The following is a 15,918-nucleotide window of genomic DNA, read 5'->3' as shown; positions in this document are numbered from 1 at the left end:
GGGAAATGAAATGAACTTTCAATTATCAGAAGAGCATGAAATGATTCGAAAAATGGTACGCGACTTTGCGGAAAAAGAAGTGGCACCAACAGCTGCAGAACGCGATGAAAACGAAAGCTTTGACCGTGCGCTGTTCGACAAAATGGCAGAGCTAGGCTTAACAGGTATTCCGTGGCCAGAAGAATACGGCGGGATCGGTTCTGACTACTTGGCATATGTCATCGCAGTAGAAGAATTATCACGTGTCTGTGCATCTACTGGAGTAACGCTTTCAGCTCACACATCTCTAGCGGGCTGGCCTGTATTCAAGTTCGGTACAGAAGAGCAAAAACAAAAATTCCTTCGTCCTATGGCAGAAGGGTCTCAAATCGGTGCGTACTGCTTAACAGAGCCGAATTCGGGTTCAGATGCAGGTGGAATGAAAACAACTGCAAAACTTGATGGCGATGAGTACGTGATCAACGGCTCGAAAATCTTCATCACAAACGGTGGGATTGCCGACATCTATATCGTATTCGCGGTAACAGATCCAGAATCAAAACATAAAGGGACGTCTGCATTCATCGTAGAAGCAAGCACGCCTGGTTTCTCCGTAGGGAAGAAAGAAAAGAAGCTTGGAATTCGTTCATCTCCAACAACTGAAGTTATTTTCGATAACTGCCGCGTGCCAAAAGAAAACCTACTCGGTGAAGAAGGTCAAGGTTTCATCATTGCAATGAAGACGTTAGATGGGGGTCGTAACGGTATCGCTGCGCAAGCGGTCGGAATCGCGCAAGGTGCACTTGATGCATCTGTGAACTACGCAAAAGAGCGCGTTCAGTTTGGTAAGCCAATCACAGCAAACCAAGGGATTTCATTCAAACTGGCCGATATGGCGACGGCGACTGAAGCATCTCGTTTACTGACGTACCAAGCAGCATGGCTTGAGTCGAACAACCTTCCATACGGTCAAGCGTCGGCAATGGCGAAATTGATGGCGGGGGATACAGCAATGAAAGTATCTACAGAAGCAGTTCAAGTCTTCGGTGGCTACGGCTACACGAAAGACTATCCGGTTGAACGCTTCATGCGCGATGCGAAAATCACACAAATCTATGAAGGTACGCAAGAGATTCAACGCCTTGTTATCTCGCGCAACTTGACAAAATAAATGACAGAGGGCAAGCACCTTGTCAAAACGTCCGTCAAAGACGAACAGCTGATCACAAAGCGTCGTCAGCAAATGATCGGTGCGGGGGTCAAGCTCTTCAAAGAGAAGGGCTTTCACCGCACCACCACGCGTGAAATTGCCAAAGAAGCCGGATTTAGCATAGGCACGCTCTATGAATACATCCGTACGAAGGAAGACGTGCTCTACCTCGTCTGTGACAGCATCTATGATGAAGTATTTGAACGCATCGAGTCCGTCGGTGCAAAAAACGGTACACTTGACGAACTGGTGTCCGCGATTCGCTATTACTACAGTGTCATCAATGATATGCAAGATGAATTCGTTGTCATGTACCAAGAAACAAAATCGCTTCCGAAAGAAGCCTTGTCGTATGTTCTTCGTAAAGAAGAAGAAATGACAGCCATCTTCCGCACGATTTTACAAAGTTGCGTGACGTCAGGGGAACTGTCGCTCAATGAGCGAGAGATAGACTTATACGCACACTCGATTTTTACACAGGGTCAAATGTGGGCTTACCGTCGCTGGGCTCTTCACAAGAACTACTCGATTGATGAATTTACAGACCTACAAGTCGCATTTATTTTGCGTGGTCTAGGGGCAAGAACAAAGGGGGAACTGTAAGTGGTACAAGTAGCACAGGTTGAAGTTTACCGTCCGACCAATCCGGTCCGTTTCGTGACGGCATCGAGTTTGTTTGACGGACATGATGCATCGATCAATATCATGCGTCGCATCCTACAAGCGAGCGGTGTCGAGGTCATTCACCTTGGCCATAACCGTTCCGTGGAAGAAGTCGTCAATGCTGCCATTCAAGAGGATGCACAAGGCATTGCGATTTCATCGTACCAGGGAGGACACGTTGAATATTTCAAATATATGAAAGACCTGCTCGCTGAAAAAGGCGCACCGCATATCCGTATTTACGGCGGTGGCGGCGGGGTTATCCTACCAAAAGAAATCAAAGAACTACATGCCTACGGAATCAGTGGCATTTTCTCACCGGAAGATGGGCGTAAGTTAGGTCTTCAGGGGATGATCAACCGAATGATTGAAGAGTGTGACGTTGCAACGCCTGCAGATGGGGCTTTAGCGCAGCTGGAGACAGCATCTGTTGAAACGCCAGAGACACTTGCACGTTTGATCACGATTGCAGAAGAAGCCACTTTAACAGGTTCTGACGAAGCGAAGCAATTGATTGAAGCAGCAAAAGCAAAATCAAAAGGTACACCGGTTCTTGGGATCACAGGTACTGGAGGCGCAGGGAAAAGTTCACTTACAGACGAATTGATCCGCCGCTTCTTATCTGAGCTTCCGGATAAACGTGTCGCAATTTTGTCGATTGATCCAACGAAACAAAAAACAGGTGGCGCATTGCTTGGAGACCGCATCCGTATGAATGCGATCTTCAACAAACGCGTATTCATGCGTTCCCTTGCGACACGTGGTTCACGCACCGAGCTATCTGGCGCTATCAAAGACGTGTTAGACGTTGTCAAAACGGCTGGCTATGACTTGATCATCGTGGAAACGAGTGGTATCGGCCAAGGGGATGCGGAAATCACGACAATTTCAGACTTGTCGATGTACGTCATGACGAGCGAATTCGGTGCACCATCTCAACTTGAGAAAATCGATATGATCGATTTTGCAGACTTGATCGTCATCAACAAATTTGAGCGAAAAGGGTCTGAAGATGCACTTCGCCAAGTACAGAAGCAGTACCAGCGCAGCCGTGAACTATGGCATGATGACTTAGATACGATGCCAGTGTACGGAACGATTGCGAGCCAGTTCAACGATAAAGGGACGAATTCATTGTTTGCTGCGCTCATTGCAAAAATCAATGAAAAGACAGGTTCTGACTGGTTGACATCTTACGAAGAGTTTGCAAAAACGCAAAAGCAAAATGTCATTATTCCAAACGACCGTCGTTACTACTTGCGTGAATTAACAGATACAGTGCGCGGATACCACGCCAAGTCGGAGCAACAAGTCGAATTGGCACGCCGCATGTTCCAACTAGAAGGTGCTCTACAAGCAGTCAAAGAATCGGGCGGAGAAGAAGCTCTTGTCCAGTCGCTCGAATCGCTACTTGATGGCGTGAAAAACGAATTGTCTGCTGAATCAAAACGGATCTTAGAAAACTGGGAAGCGCTGAAAGAAGCGTATTCAGGAGACGAGTTCGTTACAAAAGTACGGGACAAAGAGATTCGTACGATCCTTCGCACGGAAAGCTTGTCAGGTCTAAAGATTCCAAAAGTAGCATTACCAAAATTCAAAGATTACGGCGAAATTTTACGCTGGGCGTATAAAGAAAACGTACCAGGTTCATTCCCGTATACAGCAGGTGTATTCCCGTTCAAACGTGAAGGGGAAGACCCGAAACGTCAATTCGCTGGAGAGGGTACACCGGAGCGTACAAACCGTCGCTTCCACTATCTTTCAAAAGACGATACAGCGAAACGTTTATCTACTGCATTTGATTCCGTAACGCTTTACGGCGAAGACCCAGACCATCGTCCGGATATTTACGGAAAAGTCGGCGAATCAGGCGTGAGCATCTGTACGCTTGAGGACATGAAAAAGCTCTATGACGGCTTTGACCTATGTGCACCATCGACGTCTGTGTCGATGACAATCAATGGTCCGGCACCAATCATTTTGGCGATGTTCATGAACACGGCGATTGATCAGCAAGTGAAGCTGAAGGAAGAAGAGCTAGGTCGCACTTTGACTGTGGAAGAATTCACACAAGTCCGTGAAGCGACTCTTCAAGTCGTCCGTGGAACAGTTCAAGCGGACATTTTAAAAGAAGACCAAGGGCAAAATACGTGCATCTTCTCAACAGAATTTGCACTGCGTATGATGGGCGACATCCAGCAATACTTTATCGATCACAAAGTGCGCAATTACTACTCGGTTTCAATTTCTGGCTACCACATTGCAGAAGCAGGAGCAAACCCGATTTCACAGCTCGCGTTCACATTATCAAATGGGTTCACATACGTGGAATACTATTTGAGCCGCGGCATGCACATCGATGATTTTGCACCGAACTTGTCGTTCTTCTTCTCGAACGGTCTCGATCCGGAATACACGGTAATCGGTCGTGTGGCGCGTCGCATCTGGGCAGTCGTCATGCGTGAGAAGTACGGCGCAAACGAACGTTCACAAAAACTGAAGTACCACGTTCAAACGTCTGGTCGCAGCTTGCATGCTCAGGAAATCGATTTCAACGATATCCGCACGACGCTACAAGCTTTGATGGCACTACAAGACAACTGTAACTCGCTTCACACGAATGCCTATGACGAAGCAATCACTACACCGACAGAGGAATCTGTACGCCGCGCAATGGCGATTCAAATGATCATCACAAAAGAGCACGGCTTGTCGAAAAACGAGAACCCGCTCCAAGGTGCATTTATCGTGGAAGAGTTAACAGATTTAGTGGAAGAAATGGTGCTACAAGAATTCGACCGCATGAACGATCGCGGGGGTGTCCTGGGCGCGATGGAAACACAATACCAACGCGGCAAGATCCAAGAAGAGTCGATGCACTATGAAATGAAAAAACATACAGGTGAACTTCCAATCATCGGTGTCAACACTTACCTCAATCCGAACCCGGCAACTGAGGACGATATCGACAACATGGAAATCGCACGTGCATCCAAAGACGAAAAAGAAACACAAATCAACAATTTGCGTAACTTCCAGTCGGCACATGCAGACGTTTCGGAAGCAGCACTTGCTCGTCTAAAAGAAGTCGCGAAAACAGGTGGCAACATTTTTGAAGAGTTGATGGATACAGTCAAGGTCGCAAGCCTTGGCCAAATCACCAACGCTCTATATGAAGTGGGCGGGCAGTATCGACGGAATATGTAAGTTTTAGATGATAAGAGCGTCACTGGTAGAGAAGGTAATTCTTTGCCGGTGGCGTTTCTTTATGGTTGGGAACAATGTTCAAGAAAGGTGACAGGTACCAAATGGAAAACGCTCCCAAAAGGTACCTGGTACCCAAACAATTCCAAAACAATTTATAGTTATCCGATTTCTTACACAAGAATGCACACTCCTGTTGCATAATCTATGAATAATCACGATTGTCGGAATTGTTTTTGGGACAGGTACCTATTAGAATGCCCCTTGCGCCTGCCCTGTCAAAATAGTACGATAATTCTATCAGACAAAGGAGGGTCCTTCTTGAAACAACTTATCATCTGGCTTATAGTCCTCGCACTCCTTTTTGTCACCGCATTCGTCTACAACGAACAAATCGGCTCCATTCCGCTCCTGATTTTAGCCTTCTTTTTATTCGCCGTAGGGTTCTTTATGATAAAGTCGAAAAAAAGAACAAAGAGATAGTGGAAATATTTCTGCATAATGGGTACAATGAAAGGTATGCAAACGGACAAAGAAAGGACGTTGACCGAATGAATTTTCGTGAGATGACGAAAGAACAATTACAAGAAGAGTCGCTAATCAACCTAGCGTTCACCCTACTTACAGACCGTCGCGAAGCGCTTGAACTGCAAGATTTGTTCAAAGCAATTCAAGACGTTTCAGGATATACAGATGCTGAAATGGAAGAGAAAAAACTTCAATTCTATACAGACATGAATATCGATGGCCGCTTCCTGGCGACATCAGAATACCAATGGGGCCTACGTGAGTGGTACCCGGTAGACACGATCGAAGAAGAGTCTGCACCGACTGTTAAAGTGCGTAAGAAAAAAGCAAAAGCTGTTGATGAAGACGAAGAAATCCTCGAAGACGAAGATGAGCTTCTTTACGATGAAGAAGAACTTGAAGAACTAGTCGAAGATGAAGATGACGACGAAGATCCAGAAGATCCAGTACTTCTTCCTGTTGACGAAGAAATCGACGAAGACCTTATTGAAGATGAGGAAGACGAAGAATTTGAAATCGACGAAGAAGTAGAGGCTGATGAAGACCTAGAGGACGAGGAAGAAGAACTCTAATTTTCATTCTTGACTTCAGTGTCATATCGCATTAAGATTTAATTGGGCTCTCAAAAAAGAGACGACATCCAATGTGCATAATGCGCTCCCCTGCCAAAGCAGCAGGAGGGCGCTTTTTTGTTTTTACAGATAGCCACGGTTAGGGCAATTTCAAATGCAGGAGGAACTACACATGACAAAGTATATTTTCGTAACAGGTGGCGTTGTATCATCACTTGGTAAAGGAATCACGGCCGCATCACTCGGACGTCTTCTAAAAAATCGTGGACTCGACATCACGATCCAAAAGTTTGATCCATACATCAACATCGATCCAGGGACAATGAGTCCTTATCAACACGGGGAAGTTTTCGTAACAGATGACGGCGCAGAGACAGATCTAGACTTAGGTCACTACGAGCGCTTCATCGACATCAACTTAAACAAATACTCGAACATCACAACAGGAAAAGTGTACTCGTCTGTTCTTCGCAAAGAACGTCGCGGCGATTACAACGGCGGAACAGTTCAAGTCATCCCGCACATTACGAACGAGATTAAAGAGCGTTTGTACCTTGCAGCACGCGAAACACATGCAGATATCGTCATCACAGAAATCGGCGGGACAGTAGGGGATATCGAATCTCTTCCATTCCTAGAGTCGATTCGTCAGATGAAACGTGACGTCGGCAGCGACAACGTCATGTACATCCACGTGACGCTTCTTCCGTTCATCAGTGCAGCGGGCGAAATGAAAACAAAGCCGACACAACACTCTGTAAAAGAATTACGTTCACTAGGAATTCAACCAAATGTAATCGTGGTTCGTTCTGAAGCACCCGTACCACAAGAAATGAAAGACAAAATTGCATTGTTCTGTGATATCAAGCCGGAAGAAGTTATCGAAGCACTCGATGCGGAATCTCTATATGAAATTCCACTTCATCTGCAAGAGCAACACCTTGATCAAATCGTTCTTGACCACTTCAAGCTAGAAAACAAAGAAGCGGACATGACAGACTGGAAAAACCTTGTTTCTCTAGTGAAAGGTCTTTCTGGAAAAGTCAAAATCGGTCTAGTCGGGAAGTATGTAGAGCTTCCGGATGCGTACATTTCTGTCGTAGAAGCATTGAAGCACGCTGGATACACATTCGATGCAGATATCGATGTGAAATGGATCAACGCGGAGCATGTCAACGAATCAAATGTAGACGAAATCTTGTCTGATGTGGACGGAATCCTAGTTCCTGGTGGATTTGGAGACCGTGGTGTGGAAGGGAAAATCTTAGCGACGAAGTTTGCACGTGAAAACAACGTGCCATTCCTCGGGATTTGCCTAGGTATGCAACTTGCAACTGTAGAATTTGCACGCTCAATCTTACACTTAGAAGGCGCACACTCTACTGAGTTGAACCCAGAAACAAACCATGCAATCATCGATCTTCTTCCAGAGCAAAAAGATGTGGAAGACTTAGGTGGAACGCTTCGTCTTGGTCTATACCCATGTAAATTAAAGCCAGGCTCAAAAGCGCGTGAAGCTTACGGCGAAGACTTAGTGTATGAGCGTCACCGTCACCGCTACGAGTTCAACAATGAATTCCGTGAAGCATTTGAAAACGAAGGCTTCGTATTCTCAGGAACGAGCCCAGATGGTCGTTTAGTAGAAATCATCGAGCTTCCAAATCACCCGTTCTTCTTAGCTTCTCAGTTCCACCCGGAATTTGTGTCACGCCCAACGCGTCCACAACCATTGTTCCGTGAGTTCATCAAAGCTTCTGTAGAAGCAAAAAACTAATCTAGCCAAATAAAAACCGGATCCGCAAACGCGAATCCGGTTTTTTTTATGTCTACTCCAACTCATCTGACCCAAGCGTCATGTCGCGCACCTCGAGGAGGACTGCTTCATAAACGAATAGGCCCGCTAACGCATAAGGCAACACGACGCGTTCACCGGTATCGGTCGGGAGCAATCCTTTTGCAAATCCTAGTGACACGTAAGTATAGGCCAACTCACTTAAGACGTTTTCTTCCGACGCTTTATCTGCAGCTAGCGCACTAAATGGGATGAAGCGGTCGCTTAATTCACGTGCAAGAGCTAAAGCTTCCGGATGATCAGCGCGCGGAGTTAAAATCCATACGCGATCCGCAGACGTTAATTCACTCGCACTTGTCCACTTTGCTAAACTCGGGAATAGCTGTGAAGCAGTAGCATTTGCATAGAGAGCTTCCATCTCACCAAATGGAGCCAAATAGACCTGGCCTTCGCCGACTGTCGCTTGTGCCAGAAGACGTGCTGTTTCTTCAATCGCTTCTTCTTGGCTATTGGCGATCCGCTGGAGCAGACCTGTCACTTGTGTTGTTAACATTTTCATACGTTCTTTCACCTCACGACACAGTATACAAAACCTGAAGGTCTCCTTGCTAGTGGGACGTCAGGATTTGTTGAAAAAATGTTTCGAAAAACGTATTGAATTTTTTTCCTGCTAAGAGGATAATTGTTACTAATTATGCGAGAAACTTTTGTACGATAAGGAGATGGGAAAGTGTGACGCATTTATTGATCGTCGATGATCAACCGGGAATTCGAATGCTGTTGCAAGAAGTGTTTGAACAGTCCGGATATACGGTTACAGTAGCGGCAAATGGCCAAGAAGCACTCGAGAAATTTGATGCACAGACGATTGACGGCGTCTTGCTCGATATGAAAATTCCGGGTATGAACGGGATAGAGATTTTAAAGCGCATCAAAGCACTGGATGCAACTACACCGGTGATGATGATGACTGCTTATGGGGAATTGAACTTGATTGACGAAGCAAAGCGACTTGGGGCGTCTCTTTACTTCACCAAACCATTTGATATCTTTGAAGTACGTGCAGCAGTGATCGAACAGCTCAAAGCTTCTTAATAGCGAGAGGACAGGTGTGGAAACCCACGCCTTTTTTTGGTACACTGAAGGATAGATAGCAGGTCAACCTAAATTTAAGCTATCACCATTTAGAGGAGGTCCATTCATGGCATTAGAATCAATGAAAGACATGCTTGAAAAAGGCAAACGTGAGGGCTATGCAGTTGGGCAATTTAACATTAACAACCTTGAATATACACAAGCGATCCTTCAAGCTGCAGAAGAAGAAAAATCTCCTGTCATTTTAGGTGTATCTGAAGGAGCAGCGCGTTATATGGGCGGCTTCAACACTGTGGTACATATGGTGAAGGGATTAATGAAAGACTTCGGGACAACTGTTCCTGTTGCAATTCACTTAGATCACGGTTCTAGTTTTGAAAAATGTAAAGAAGCAATCGATGCAGGCTTTACATCTGTCATGATCGATGCATCTCACCACCCATTTGAAGAAAACGTTGAAACGACTTCTAAAGTTGTAGAATATGCACATGCAAATGGCGTTTCTGTAGAAGCAGAGCTTGGAACAGTTGGTGGCCAAGAAGATGATATCGTTGCAGACGGCGTCATCTATGCAGATCCAAAAGAGTGTGAAGAGCTTGTGAAGCGCACAAACATCGACTTCCTAGCACCAGCACTAGGTTCCGTACACGGACCATATAAAGGTGAACCAAACCTTGGTTTTGCTGAAATGGAAGAAATCTCAAAACTTGCAGACCTTCCACTTGTTCTTCACGGAGGAACAGGCATCCCAACGAAAGATATCAAACGTGCGATTTCTTTAGGGACAGCAAAAATCAACGTAAATACTGAAAATCAAATTGCGGGTACAAAAGCTGTGCGTGACTTCTTAAACGCAGACGCAGAGCAATATGACCCACGTAAATACTTGACGCCGATGCGCGATGCTATTAAAGAAACAGTAAAAGGCAAAATGCGCGAGTTCGGTAGCTCAGGCCAAGCGTAAATATTGAACTAACGGGAGAAGCGTTCATTGCTTCTCCCATTTCACTAATTGGAGGAAATTATTCATGAAATTTTTTATCGATACAGCAAACTTTGACGAAATTAAAGAAGCCCACTCATGGGGCATCATCGACGGTGTTACAACAAACCCGTCACTAGTAGCAAAAGAAAATATCTCATTCCACGATCGTCTTCGTGAAATCACAGCACTTGTCGATGGCTCTGTTTCTGCAGAAGTAATTGCTTTGGACGCAGAAGGCATGATCAAAGAAGGACGCGAGCTAGCAGCAATCGCTCCAAATATTACAGTAAAACTTCCTATGACTCCGGAAGGCTTAAAAGCATGTTCAGTTTTCCGCGCAGAAGGCATTAAAACAAACGTGACGCTGATCTTCAGTGCAAACCAAGCCTTACTTGCAGCGCGTGCAGGAGCAACGTATGTGTCTCCTTTCTTAGGGCGTCTTGATGATATCGGTCATGATGGAATGGAACTGATTGCGAAAATTGCAGATATCTTCACGATCCACGATATCGATACAGAAATCATCGCAGCATCGATCCGTCACCCTCAACACATCACGGACGCTGCATTAAATGGTGCGCACATCTCTACAACACCATTTAAAGTATTGCAACAACTCTTCCATCACCCTCTGACTGACAAGGGTATCGAAGCATTCTTGAACGACTGGAACAATCGTCAAGCGAAGTAGGTGCTTCTATGGAGGTTTATAAAATCAATGGAGGCAATCGTTTAAAAGGGACCATCAAAGTCAGTGGTGCAAAGAACAGCGCGGTAGCACTAATTCCCGCAACCCTTTTAGCCGATTCACCTGTCACTATCGAAGGCTTACCAGAAATCGCGGATGTCTATATTTTAAAAGAAATTTTAGAAGAGCTCGGAGCTGTTGTGACGTTTGAAGACGGAACAATGGTCGTTGATCCGACGAACATCCAGGACATGGCGTTGCCAAATGGCAATATTAAAAAACTACGTGCATCGTATTATTTGATGGGTGCAATGCTAGGCAAATTCGGTCACGCAGCAATTGGTCTGCCTGGTGGATGTCACTTAGGACCACGTCCGATTGACCAACACATCAAAGGGTTTGAAGCTCTTGGTGCGAAAGTGTCCAATGAGCACGGTGCTATCTATTTACGTGCAGAACAACTCGAAGGCACAAAAGTGTATCTAGACGTTGTCAGCGTTGGCGCAACTATCAACATTATGCTCGCTGCTGTGCGTGCGAATGGACGTACCATCATCGAAAATGCAGCGAAAGAACCTGAAATCATTGATGTGGCAACACTCCTTTCGAATATGGGAGCGAACATCAAAGGAGCCGGGACGAACATCATCCGAATCGAAGGTGTGGACAGCCTACACGGCACGAACCATACGATTATTCCGGACCGAATCGAAGCCGGAACATTTATGATCATGGCAGCGCTCATCGGTGACGGTGTGCAGATCGACAATGTCATTCCGCTACACTTAGAAGCACTTACTGCCAAACTGCAAGAAATGGGCGTTGTCATTGAAGAACGTGAAGAGTCCCTCTATATTCCACGCGTAGAGTACTTGAAAAATGTCGATGTGAAGACCCTTGTCTACCCAGGCTTTGCAACAGACTTGCAGCAGCCATTCACTGTGCTGATGACGCAAGCGGATGGTACGTCTGTTATTACAGACACGATCTATTCTGCTCGTTTCAAGCAAATCGATGAATTGCGTCGCATGAACGGAGAAGGTCGAGTGGAAGGCAGCACAGCCATTATTAAAGGACCGACAAAGTTAGAAGCAGCAAGTGTCCGCGCAAGTGATTTACGTGCAGGAGCTGCTCTAGTGCTAGCTGGTTTGATTGCTGAAGGGGAAACAGAAGTCCACGACATTTATCACATTGAACGTGGCTATGGTAGATTAATTGAGAAATTATCTGCTTTAGGCGCAGACATTCGACGTGTGAAGCTCGAGCCTGTCGAAATTACGAATGCAGACAGAACCGTGTAGTGGTACAATAAGACAGGTTTAGAAAACGCTTGGCAGGAGGAGAAACGATGGAACGAAGTTTATCAATGGAATTAGTACGTGTAACTGAGGCGGCAGCGATTGCGTCTGCACGCTGGATGGGGCGCGGGTTAAAGATAGAAGCAGATGACGCGGCGACGACCGCAATGCGTTCTGTATTTGACACAATTCCTATGGAAGGTGTCGTCGTAATCGGTGAAGGTGAAATGGACGAGGCGCCGATGCTGTATATCGGTGAAAAATTAGGTCTTGGTAACGGTGGGCCACAAGTAGATGTGGCCGTTGATCCACTTGAAGGCACTAACATTGTCGCGTCAGGTGGTTGGAACGCATTAGCAGTTCTAGCAATCGCAGACCGTGGCAACTTGCTCCACGCCCCAGACATGTATATGGACAAACTTGCAGTGGGTCCAGAAGCAGTCGGATTGGTCGATATTGATGCACCGGTCATCGATAACTTAAAGGCCGTTGCTCGTGCCAAAAACAAAGATATTCAAGACGTAGTGGCAACAATTTTAAATCGCCCGCGTCACCAACAGATCATTGACGAAATTCGTGCTTCTGGAGCTCGCATCAAATTGATCAACGACGGAGACGTGGCAGGTGCCATCAACACGGCGTTTGATGAGACAGGTGTCGACATCTTGTTCGGCATGGGTGGAGCACCAGAAGGCGTGATCGCGGCTGTTGGCTTGAAGTGTCTAGGAGGAGAAATTCAAGGTCGTCTAGTACCTCATGAAGAAGGTGAACTAGAGCGTTGTATCAAGATGGGTCTTGATGTGAACAAAGTCTTGCGTATGGAAGACCTTGTACGCGGTGACGATGCGATTTTCACAGCTACAGGTGTTACAGACGGAGAGCTTCTTCGCGGCGTTCAGTTCAAAGCAGGGTATGCAGAAACACATACACTGGTTATGCGCGCAAAATCTGGTACGGTCCGTTTCGTAGAAGGCCGTCATAGCTTGAAAAAGAAACCGAATCTAGTCCTGTAAAAAAGATAGAATGCCGCACAGAGCTTTTTCTGTGCGGACATTTCTTCTATCATTTAGTACTCCTACTGAATCATCCCTTCCTGTATCCGATAACTCCCAACACATGCAATCCCAACAAAATAATCTAAGAGTGTGGTGCCAATATGACCCAGCATACAATCAATGAACTGGAAAATATGACGTTAAAAGAGCTATATGAGCTCGCAAAGAGATACAAAATCTCGTCTTACAGCAAACTAACAAAAAAAGAACTCATTATATCCATCTTGAAATCGCGTGCCGAGCAAGAAGGCTTTTTCTTCATGGAAGGTGTTTTAGAAATCATTTCATCAGAAGGATTTGGCTTTCTTCGCCCAATCAACTATTCGCCGAGTTCTGAAGATATCTACATCTCTGCCTCGCAGATTCGTCGCTTTGATTTACGTAACGGAGATAAAGTTACCGGAAAAGTACGTCCTCCAAAAGAGAGCGAGCGTTACTACGGATTGTTACACGTTGAACTGGTAAACGGGGAAGACCCAGAGACGGCAAAAGAACGTGTTCATTTTCCTGCCCTTACACCGCTCTACCCGGACCGTCAGTTAAAGTTAGAGACGACGCCAGAACGATTGTCTACACGCATCATGGATCTAGTTGCGCCAGTAGGCTTCGGTCAACGTGGATTAATTGTAGCCCCACCAAAAGCCGGAAAGACGATGTTATTGAAAGAAGTAGCCAATGCCATCACAACGAACCATCCGGAAGCGGAATTGATTGTCCTACTAATCGATGAGCGACCAGAAGAAGTGACAGATATTGAGCGTTCAGTGAAAGCAGATGTTGTTAGCTCAACATTCGACGAAGTTCCTGAAAATCACGTAAAAGTGACAGAACTTGTTCTTGAGCGTGCGATGCGCCTTGTTGAGCACAAGCGGGACGTCATTATTTTGATGGACTCCATCACGCGTCTTGCACGCGCGTACAACTTAGTCATTCCACCAAGCGGTCGGACGCTTTCTGGAGGGATTGATCCAGCAGCATTCCACCGTCCAAAACGTTTCTTCGGAGCAGCTCGTAATATCGAAGAAGGCGGAAGCTTGACGATTTTAGCAACGGCTTTAGTCGACACAGGCTCGCGTATGGATGAAGTGATCTACGAGGAGTTCAAAGGAACAGGAAACCTTGAGCTTCACCTAGATCGCCAGCTTGCTGAACGTCGCATCTTCCCAGCGTTAGATATTCGCCGCTCAGGTACACGGAAAGAAGAGTTGTTACTGCCAAAAGAACAGCTGGATAAACTATGGGCCATCCGCAAGACATTCTCGGATTCTCCAGACTTTACCGAGCGATTCATGCGCAAGTTGAAACAGACAAAAGACAACGACGCATTCTTCCAACAATTAGCGGATGAAATGAAAGCACATAAGGCAAACAAAGCCTCCCTGTAAGCAACTTTTTTCAAACTAACTACTTGAATTGACCGCCAAAACATGGTATTCTAGTCGTTGTAAGTTTTATTATTTCTGTTACATATGTGGCTGACACACCGGGCCATGTAAGGTATCAGTTTTCATAACCAACTCTGTTCCAGATGGTTCAGGGCGAGAGGAGAGAAAGCAGATGAAATCAGGAATTCATCCAGACTACAAAGAAGCAACAGTTACTTGTTCATGTGGAAACTCATTCAAAACAGGTTCTGTAAAAGAAAACATCAACGTCGAGTTCTGCAGCGAGTGTCACCCATTCTACACAGGACGTCAGAAATTCGCAGCAGCGGATGGTCGTGTTGATCGCTTCAACAAAAAATACGGTCTTAAAGAAGAGCAACAAAACTAAGAACCTAAATACCTGTGGGGCATTTGCCTTACAGGTATTTTTTGATAGAAAAGTGGAGCGGGCTTCTATTTGGAAGTAACTCCCAAAAGGTACCTGTCACCCACACAATTCAAACACAATTCATAAATATGTAAAACTAACTGTAATAACACAGGTTCGTGGTGTATATTTGGTGAATATTCATGAATGTCAGAATAGTTTCTGGGACAGGTACCTATAAAAACTATAAAGGAGTACCTACATGGCACAACTATTTTTCAAGCATGGCGCAATGAACAGCGGGAAATCCATCGAGATCCTCAAAGTTGCCCACAACTATGAAGAGCAAAACAAACCGGTCATTATTTTCACACCAGCAATCGATACACGGGATGAAGTGGGGACGGTCGCAAGTCGAATCGGACTCAAGCGCAAAGCGATTCCGGTATTTGAGGATACCAACTTGTTTGACTACGTAAAAGATCAAAATGAGCGTATCTATTGTGTTCTTATTGATGAAGTCCAATTCATTAGCAAAGAACACGTCCTGCAACTTACGCAAATCGTAGATGAGCTAAATATTCCTGTGATGGGCTTTGGTCTGAAAAATGACTTCATGAATGAATTGTTTGAAGGTAGCCGGTACATGTTGACGTACGCCGATAAAATCGAAGAAATGAAAACAATTTGTTGGTTCTGTCACCGTAAAGCAACGATGAATTTGCGGGTAGATGAGAACAAAAAGCCAGTTCGCACGGGCACTCAAATCGTGATCGGTGGTAACGATAGCTACTACCCGGTTTGCCGGAAGTGTCATGCGAATCCACCACTATAGTTAGGATCAATCTCTGGCGATACGGCAGTGAGTCCCAGGGGGGAGCATACCGGAGCCTCCTCTTGGCATACGAGAAGCTTGCACTTCTCGCCTCCACTGTAATTAGATGTGGAGCCGACTGTTCAGAAATTGTGCGAGATGACAGCGGAGCCCGTGAAGCGCTCTTTGCTTCATGGGATGCGATGGCATCTTGCGGGATTTCTAGGAGGTGCAACTCGATTCCATTTAGATTAATAGAACGTCACCCCAGGAACTCACTACC

14 protein-coding genes are annotated in these 15,918 nt (G+C 45.6%); 13 read left to right on the top strand and 1 reads right to left on the bottom strand.

Annotation, left to right across the window (positions count from 1 at the left end; genetic code table 11):
* Positions 1-10 precede the first annotated feature (10 nt).
* The 5 genes from AB5N96_RS09295 to pyrG all read left to right on the top strand — a co-directional run bounded on the left by AB5N96_RS09295 (position 11) and on the right by pyrG (position 7,930).
* Positions 11-1,150, top strand: a complete 1,140-nt coding sequence (locus tag AB5N96_RS09295; RefSeq protein ID WP_204589807.1) for an acyl-CoA dehydrogenase — start codon at positions 11-13, stop codon at positions 1,148-1,150.
* On the top strand, positions 1,151-1,792 hold the full coding sequence (locus AB5N96_RS09290) for a TetR/AcrR family transcriptional regulator (protein WP_392454706.1): 642 nt from the start codon (positions 1,151-1,153) through the stop codon (positions 1,790-1,792). It abuts the gene before it with no gap.
* Positions 1,793-5,059 (top strand): fused isobutyryl-CoA mutase/GTPase IcmF, encoded by a 3,267-nt coding sequence (gene icmF / locus AB5N96_RS09285; protein ID WP_499705353.1) that lies wholly within the window; start codon positions 1,793-1,795, stop codon positions 5,057-5,059.
* Between the two features lie 548 nt (positions 5,060-5,607).
* A complete protein-coding gene (gene rpoE, locus AB5N96_RS09280) occupies positions 5,608-6,156 on the top strand; it encodes a DNA-directed RNA polymerase subunit delta (RefSeq protein ID WP_499705352.1) in 549 nt (182 codons plus the stop codon).
* 172 nt (positions 6,157-6,328) lie between these two features.
* Positions 6,329-7,930 carry a CTP synthase gene (gene pyrG / locus AB5N96_RS09275; protein ID WP_392454702.1) on the top strand — a complete coding sequence of 534 codons (1,602 nt, stop codon included), beginning with the start codon at positions 6,329-6,331 and terminating at the stop codon, positions 7,928-7,930.
* A gap of 52 nt (positions 7,931-7,982) precedes the next feature.
* On the opposite strand, the gene AB5N96_RS09270 is transcribed toward pyrG, so the two are convergent.
* Positions 7,983-8,507: a DUF2529 family protein gene (locus tag AB5N96_RS09270; protein WP_499705351.1), complete on the bottom strand. Its 525-nt coding sequence runs from the start codon at positions 8,505-8,507 to the stop codon at positions 7,983-7,985.
* A gap of 173 nt (positions 8,508-8,680) precedes the next feature.
* Here AB5N96_RS09270 and AB5N96_RS09265 point away from each other — a divergent pair, with 173 nt between their 5' ends.
* The 8 genes from AB5N96_RS09265 (at position 8,681) to AB5N96_RS09230 (ending at position 15,656) form a co-directional block, all read left to right on the top strand.
* Positions 8,681-9,043, top strand: coding sequence for a response regulator (locus tag AB5N96_RS09265; protein WP_204589801.1), 363 nt, complete (start codon positions 8,681-8,683; stop codon positions 9,041-9,043).
* 106 nt (positions 9,044-9,149) lie between these two features.
* The gene (locus AB5N96_RS09260; RefSeq protein ID WP_392454700.1) at positions 9,150-10,007 is read left to right on the top strand and encodes a class II fructose-bisphosphate aldolase; all 858 of its coding nucleotides are present in this window, start codon (positions 9,150-9,152) and stop codon (positions 10,005-10,007) included.
* A 64-nt stretch (positions 10,008-10,071) separates the two neighbouring features.
* On the top strand, positions 10,072-10,719 hold the full coding sequence (gene fsa / locus AB5N96_RS09255) for a fructose-6-phosphate aldolase (RefSeq protein WP_204589799.1): 648 nt from the start codon (positions 10,072-10,074) through the stop codon (positions 10,717-10,719).
* A gap of 8 nt (positions 10,720-10,727) precedes the next feature.
* Complete coding sequence (murA, locus tag AB5N96_RS09250) at positions 10,728-12,017, top strand: UDP-N-acetylglucosamine 1-carboxyvinyltransferase (protein ID WP_204589798.1); 1,290 nt, start codon at positions 10,728-10,730, stop codon at positions 12,015-12,017.
* 47 nt (positions 12,018-12,064) lie between these two features.
* Entirely contained in the window at positions 12,065-13,027 is a 963-nt protein-coding gene (glpX, locus tag AB5N96_RS09245; protein WP_204589797.1) for a class II fructose-bisphosphatase, read from the top strand.
* Between the two features lie 143 nt (positions 13,028-13,170).
* Positions 13,171-14,454 carry a transcription termination factor Rho gene (rho, locus tag AB5N96_RS09240; RefSeq protein WP_204589796.1) on the top strand — a complete coding sequence of 428 codons (1,284 nt, stop codon included), beginning with the start codon at positions 13,171-13,173 and terminating at the stop codon, positions 14,452-14,454.
* A 172-nt stretch (positions 14,455-14,626) separates the two neighbouring features.
* Positions 14,627-14,842 (top strand): 50S ribosomal protein L31, encoded by a 216-nt coding sequence (gene rpmE, locus AB5N96_RS09235; protein WP_094943609.1) that lies wholly within the window; start codon positions 14,627-14,629, stop codon positions 14,840-14,842.
* Positions 14,843-15,083: 241 nt separating this feature from the next.
* Positions 15,084-15,656, top strand: a complete 573-nt coding sequence (locus AB5N96_RS09230) for a thymidine kinase (protein WP_499705350.1) — start codon at positions 15,084-15,086, stop codon at positions 15,654-15,656.
* The last annotated feature ends 262 nt before the right edge of the window (positions 15,657-15,918 follow it).

Source organism: Chryseomicrobium imtechense (genome assembly GCF_041475995.1).
Classification (GTDB): Bacteria; Bacillota; Bacilli; order Bacillales_A; family Planococcaceae; genus Chryseomicrobium; species Chryseomicrobium aureum.
The sequence above is the reverse complement of the archived record's forward strand: the minus strand, read 5'-3'. Positions and strand labels throughout refer to the sequence as shown.

What these genes read in the sequence shown, in the direction of transcription:
- AB5N96_RS09230 (WP_499705350.1), top strand. Translation starts at nt 15,084, where the DNA reads ATGGCACAACTATTTTTCAAGCATGGCGCAATGAACAGCGGGAAATCC.
- rpmE (WP_094943609.1), top strand. Translation starts at nt 14,627, where the DNA reads ATGAAATCAGGAATTCATCCAGACTACAAAGAAGCAACAGTTACTTGT.
- murA (WP_204589798.1), top strand. Translation starts at nt 10,728, where the DNA reads ATGGAGGTTTATAAAATCAATGGAGGCAATCGTTTAAAAGGGACCATC.
- glpX (WP_204589797.1), top strand. Translation starts at nt 12,065, where the DNA reads ATGGAACGAAGTTTATCAATGGAATTAGTACGTGTAACTGAGGCGGCA.
- rpoE (WP_499705352.1), top strand. Translation starts at nt 5,608, where the DNA reads ATGAATTTTCGTGAGATGACGAAAGAACAATTACAAGAAGAGTCGCTA.
- AB5N96_RS09270 (WP_499705351.1), bottom strand. Translation starts at nt 8,507, where the DNA reads ATGAAAATGTTAACAACACAAGTGACAGGTCTGCTCCAGCGGATCGCC.
- AB5N96_RS09290 (WP_392454706.1), top strand. Translation starts at nt 1,151, where the DNA reads ATGACAGAGGGCAAGCACCTTGTCAAAACGTCCGTCAAAGACGAACAG.
- rho (WP_204589796.1), top strand. Translation starts at nt 13,171, where the DNA reads ATGACCCAGCATACAATCAATGAACTGGAAAATATGACGTTAAAAGAG.
- AB5N96_RS09260 (WP_392454700.1), top strand. Translation starts at nt 9,150, where the DNA reads ATGGCATTAGAATCAATGAAAGACATGCTTGAAAAAGGCAAACGTGAG.
- AB5N96_RS09295 (WP_204589807.1), top strand. Translation starts at nt 11, where the DNA reads ATGAACTTTCAATTATCAGAAGAGCATGAAATGATTCGAAAAATGGTA.
- pyrG (WP_392454702.1), top strand. Translation starts at nt 6,329, where the DNA reads ATGACAAAGTATATTTTCGTAACAGGTGGCGTTGTATCATCACTTGGT.
- fsa (WP_204589799.1), top strand. Translation starts at nt 10,072, where the DNA reads ATGAAATTTTTTATCGATACAGCAAACTTTGACGAAATTAAAGAAGCC.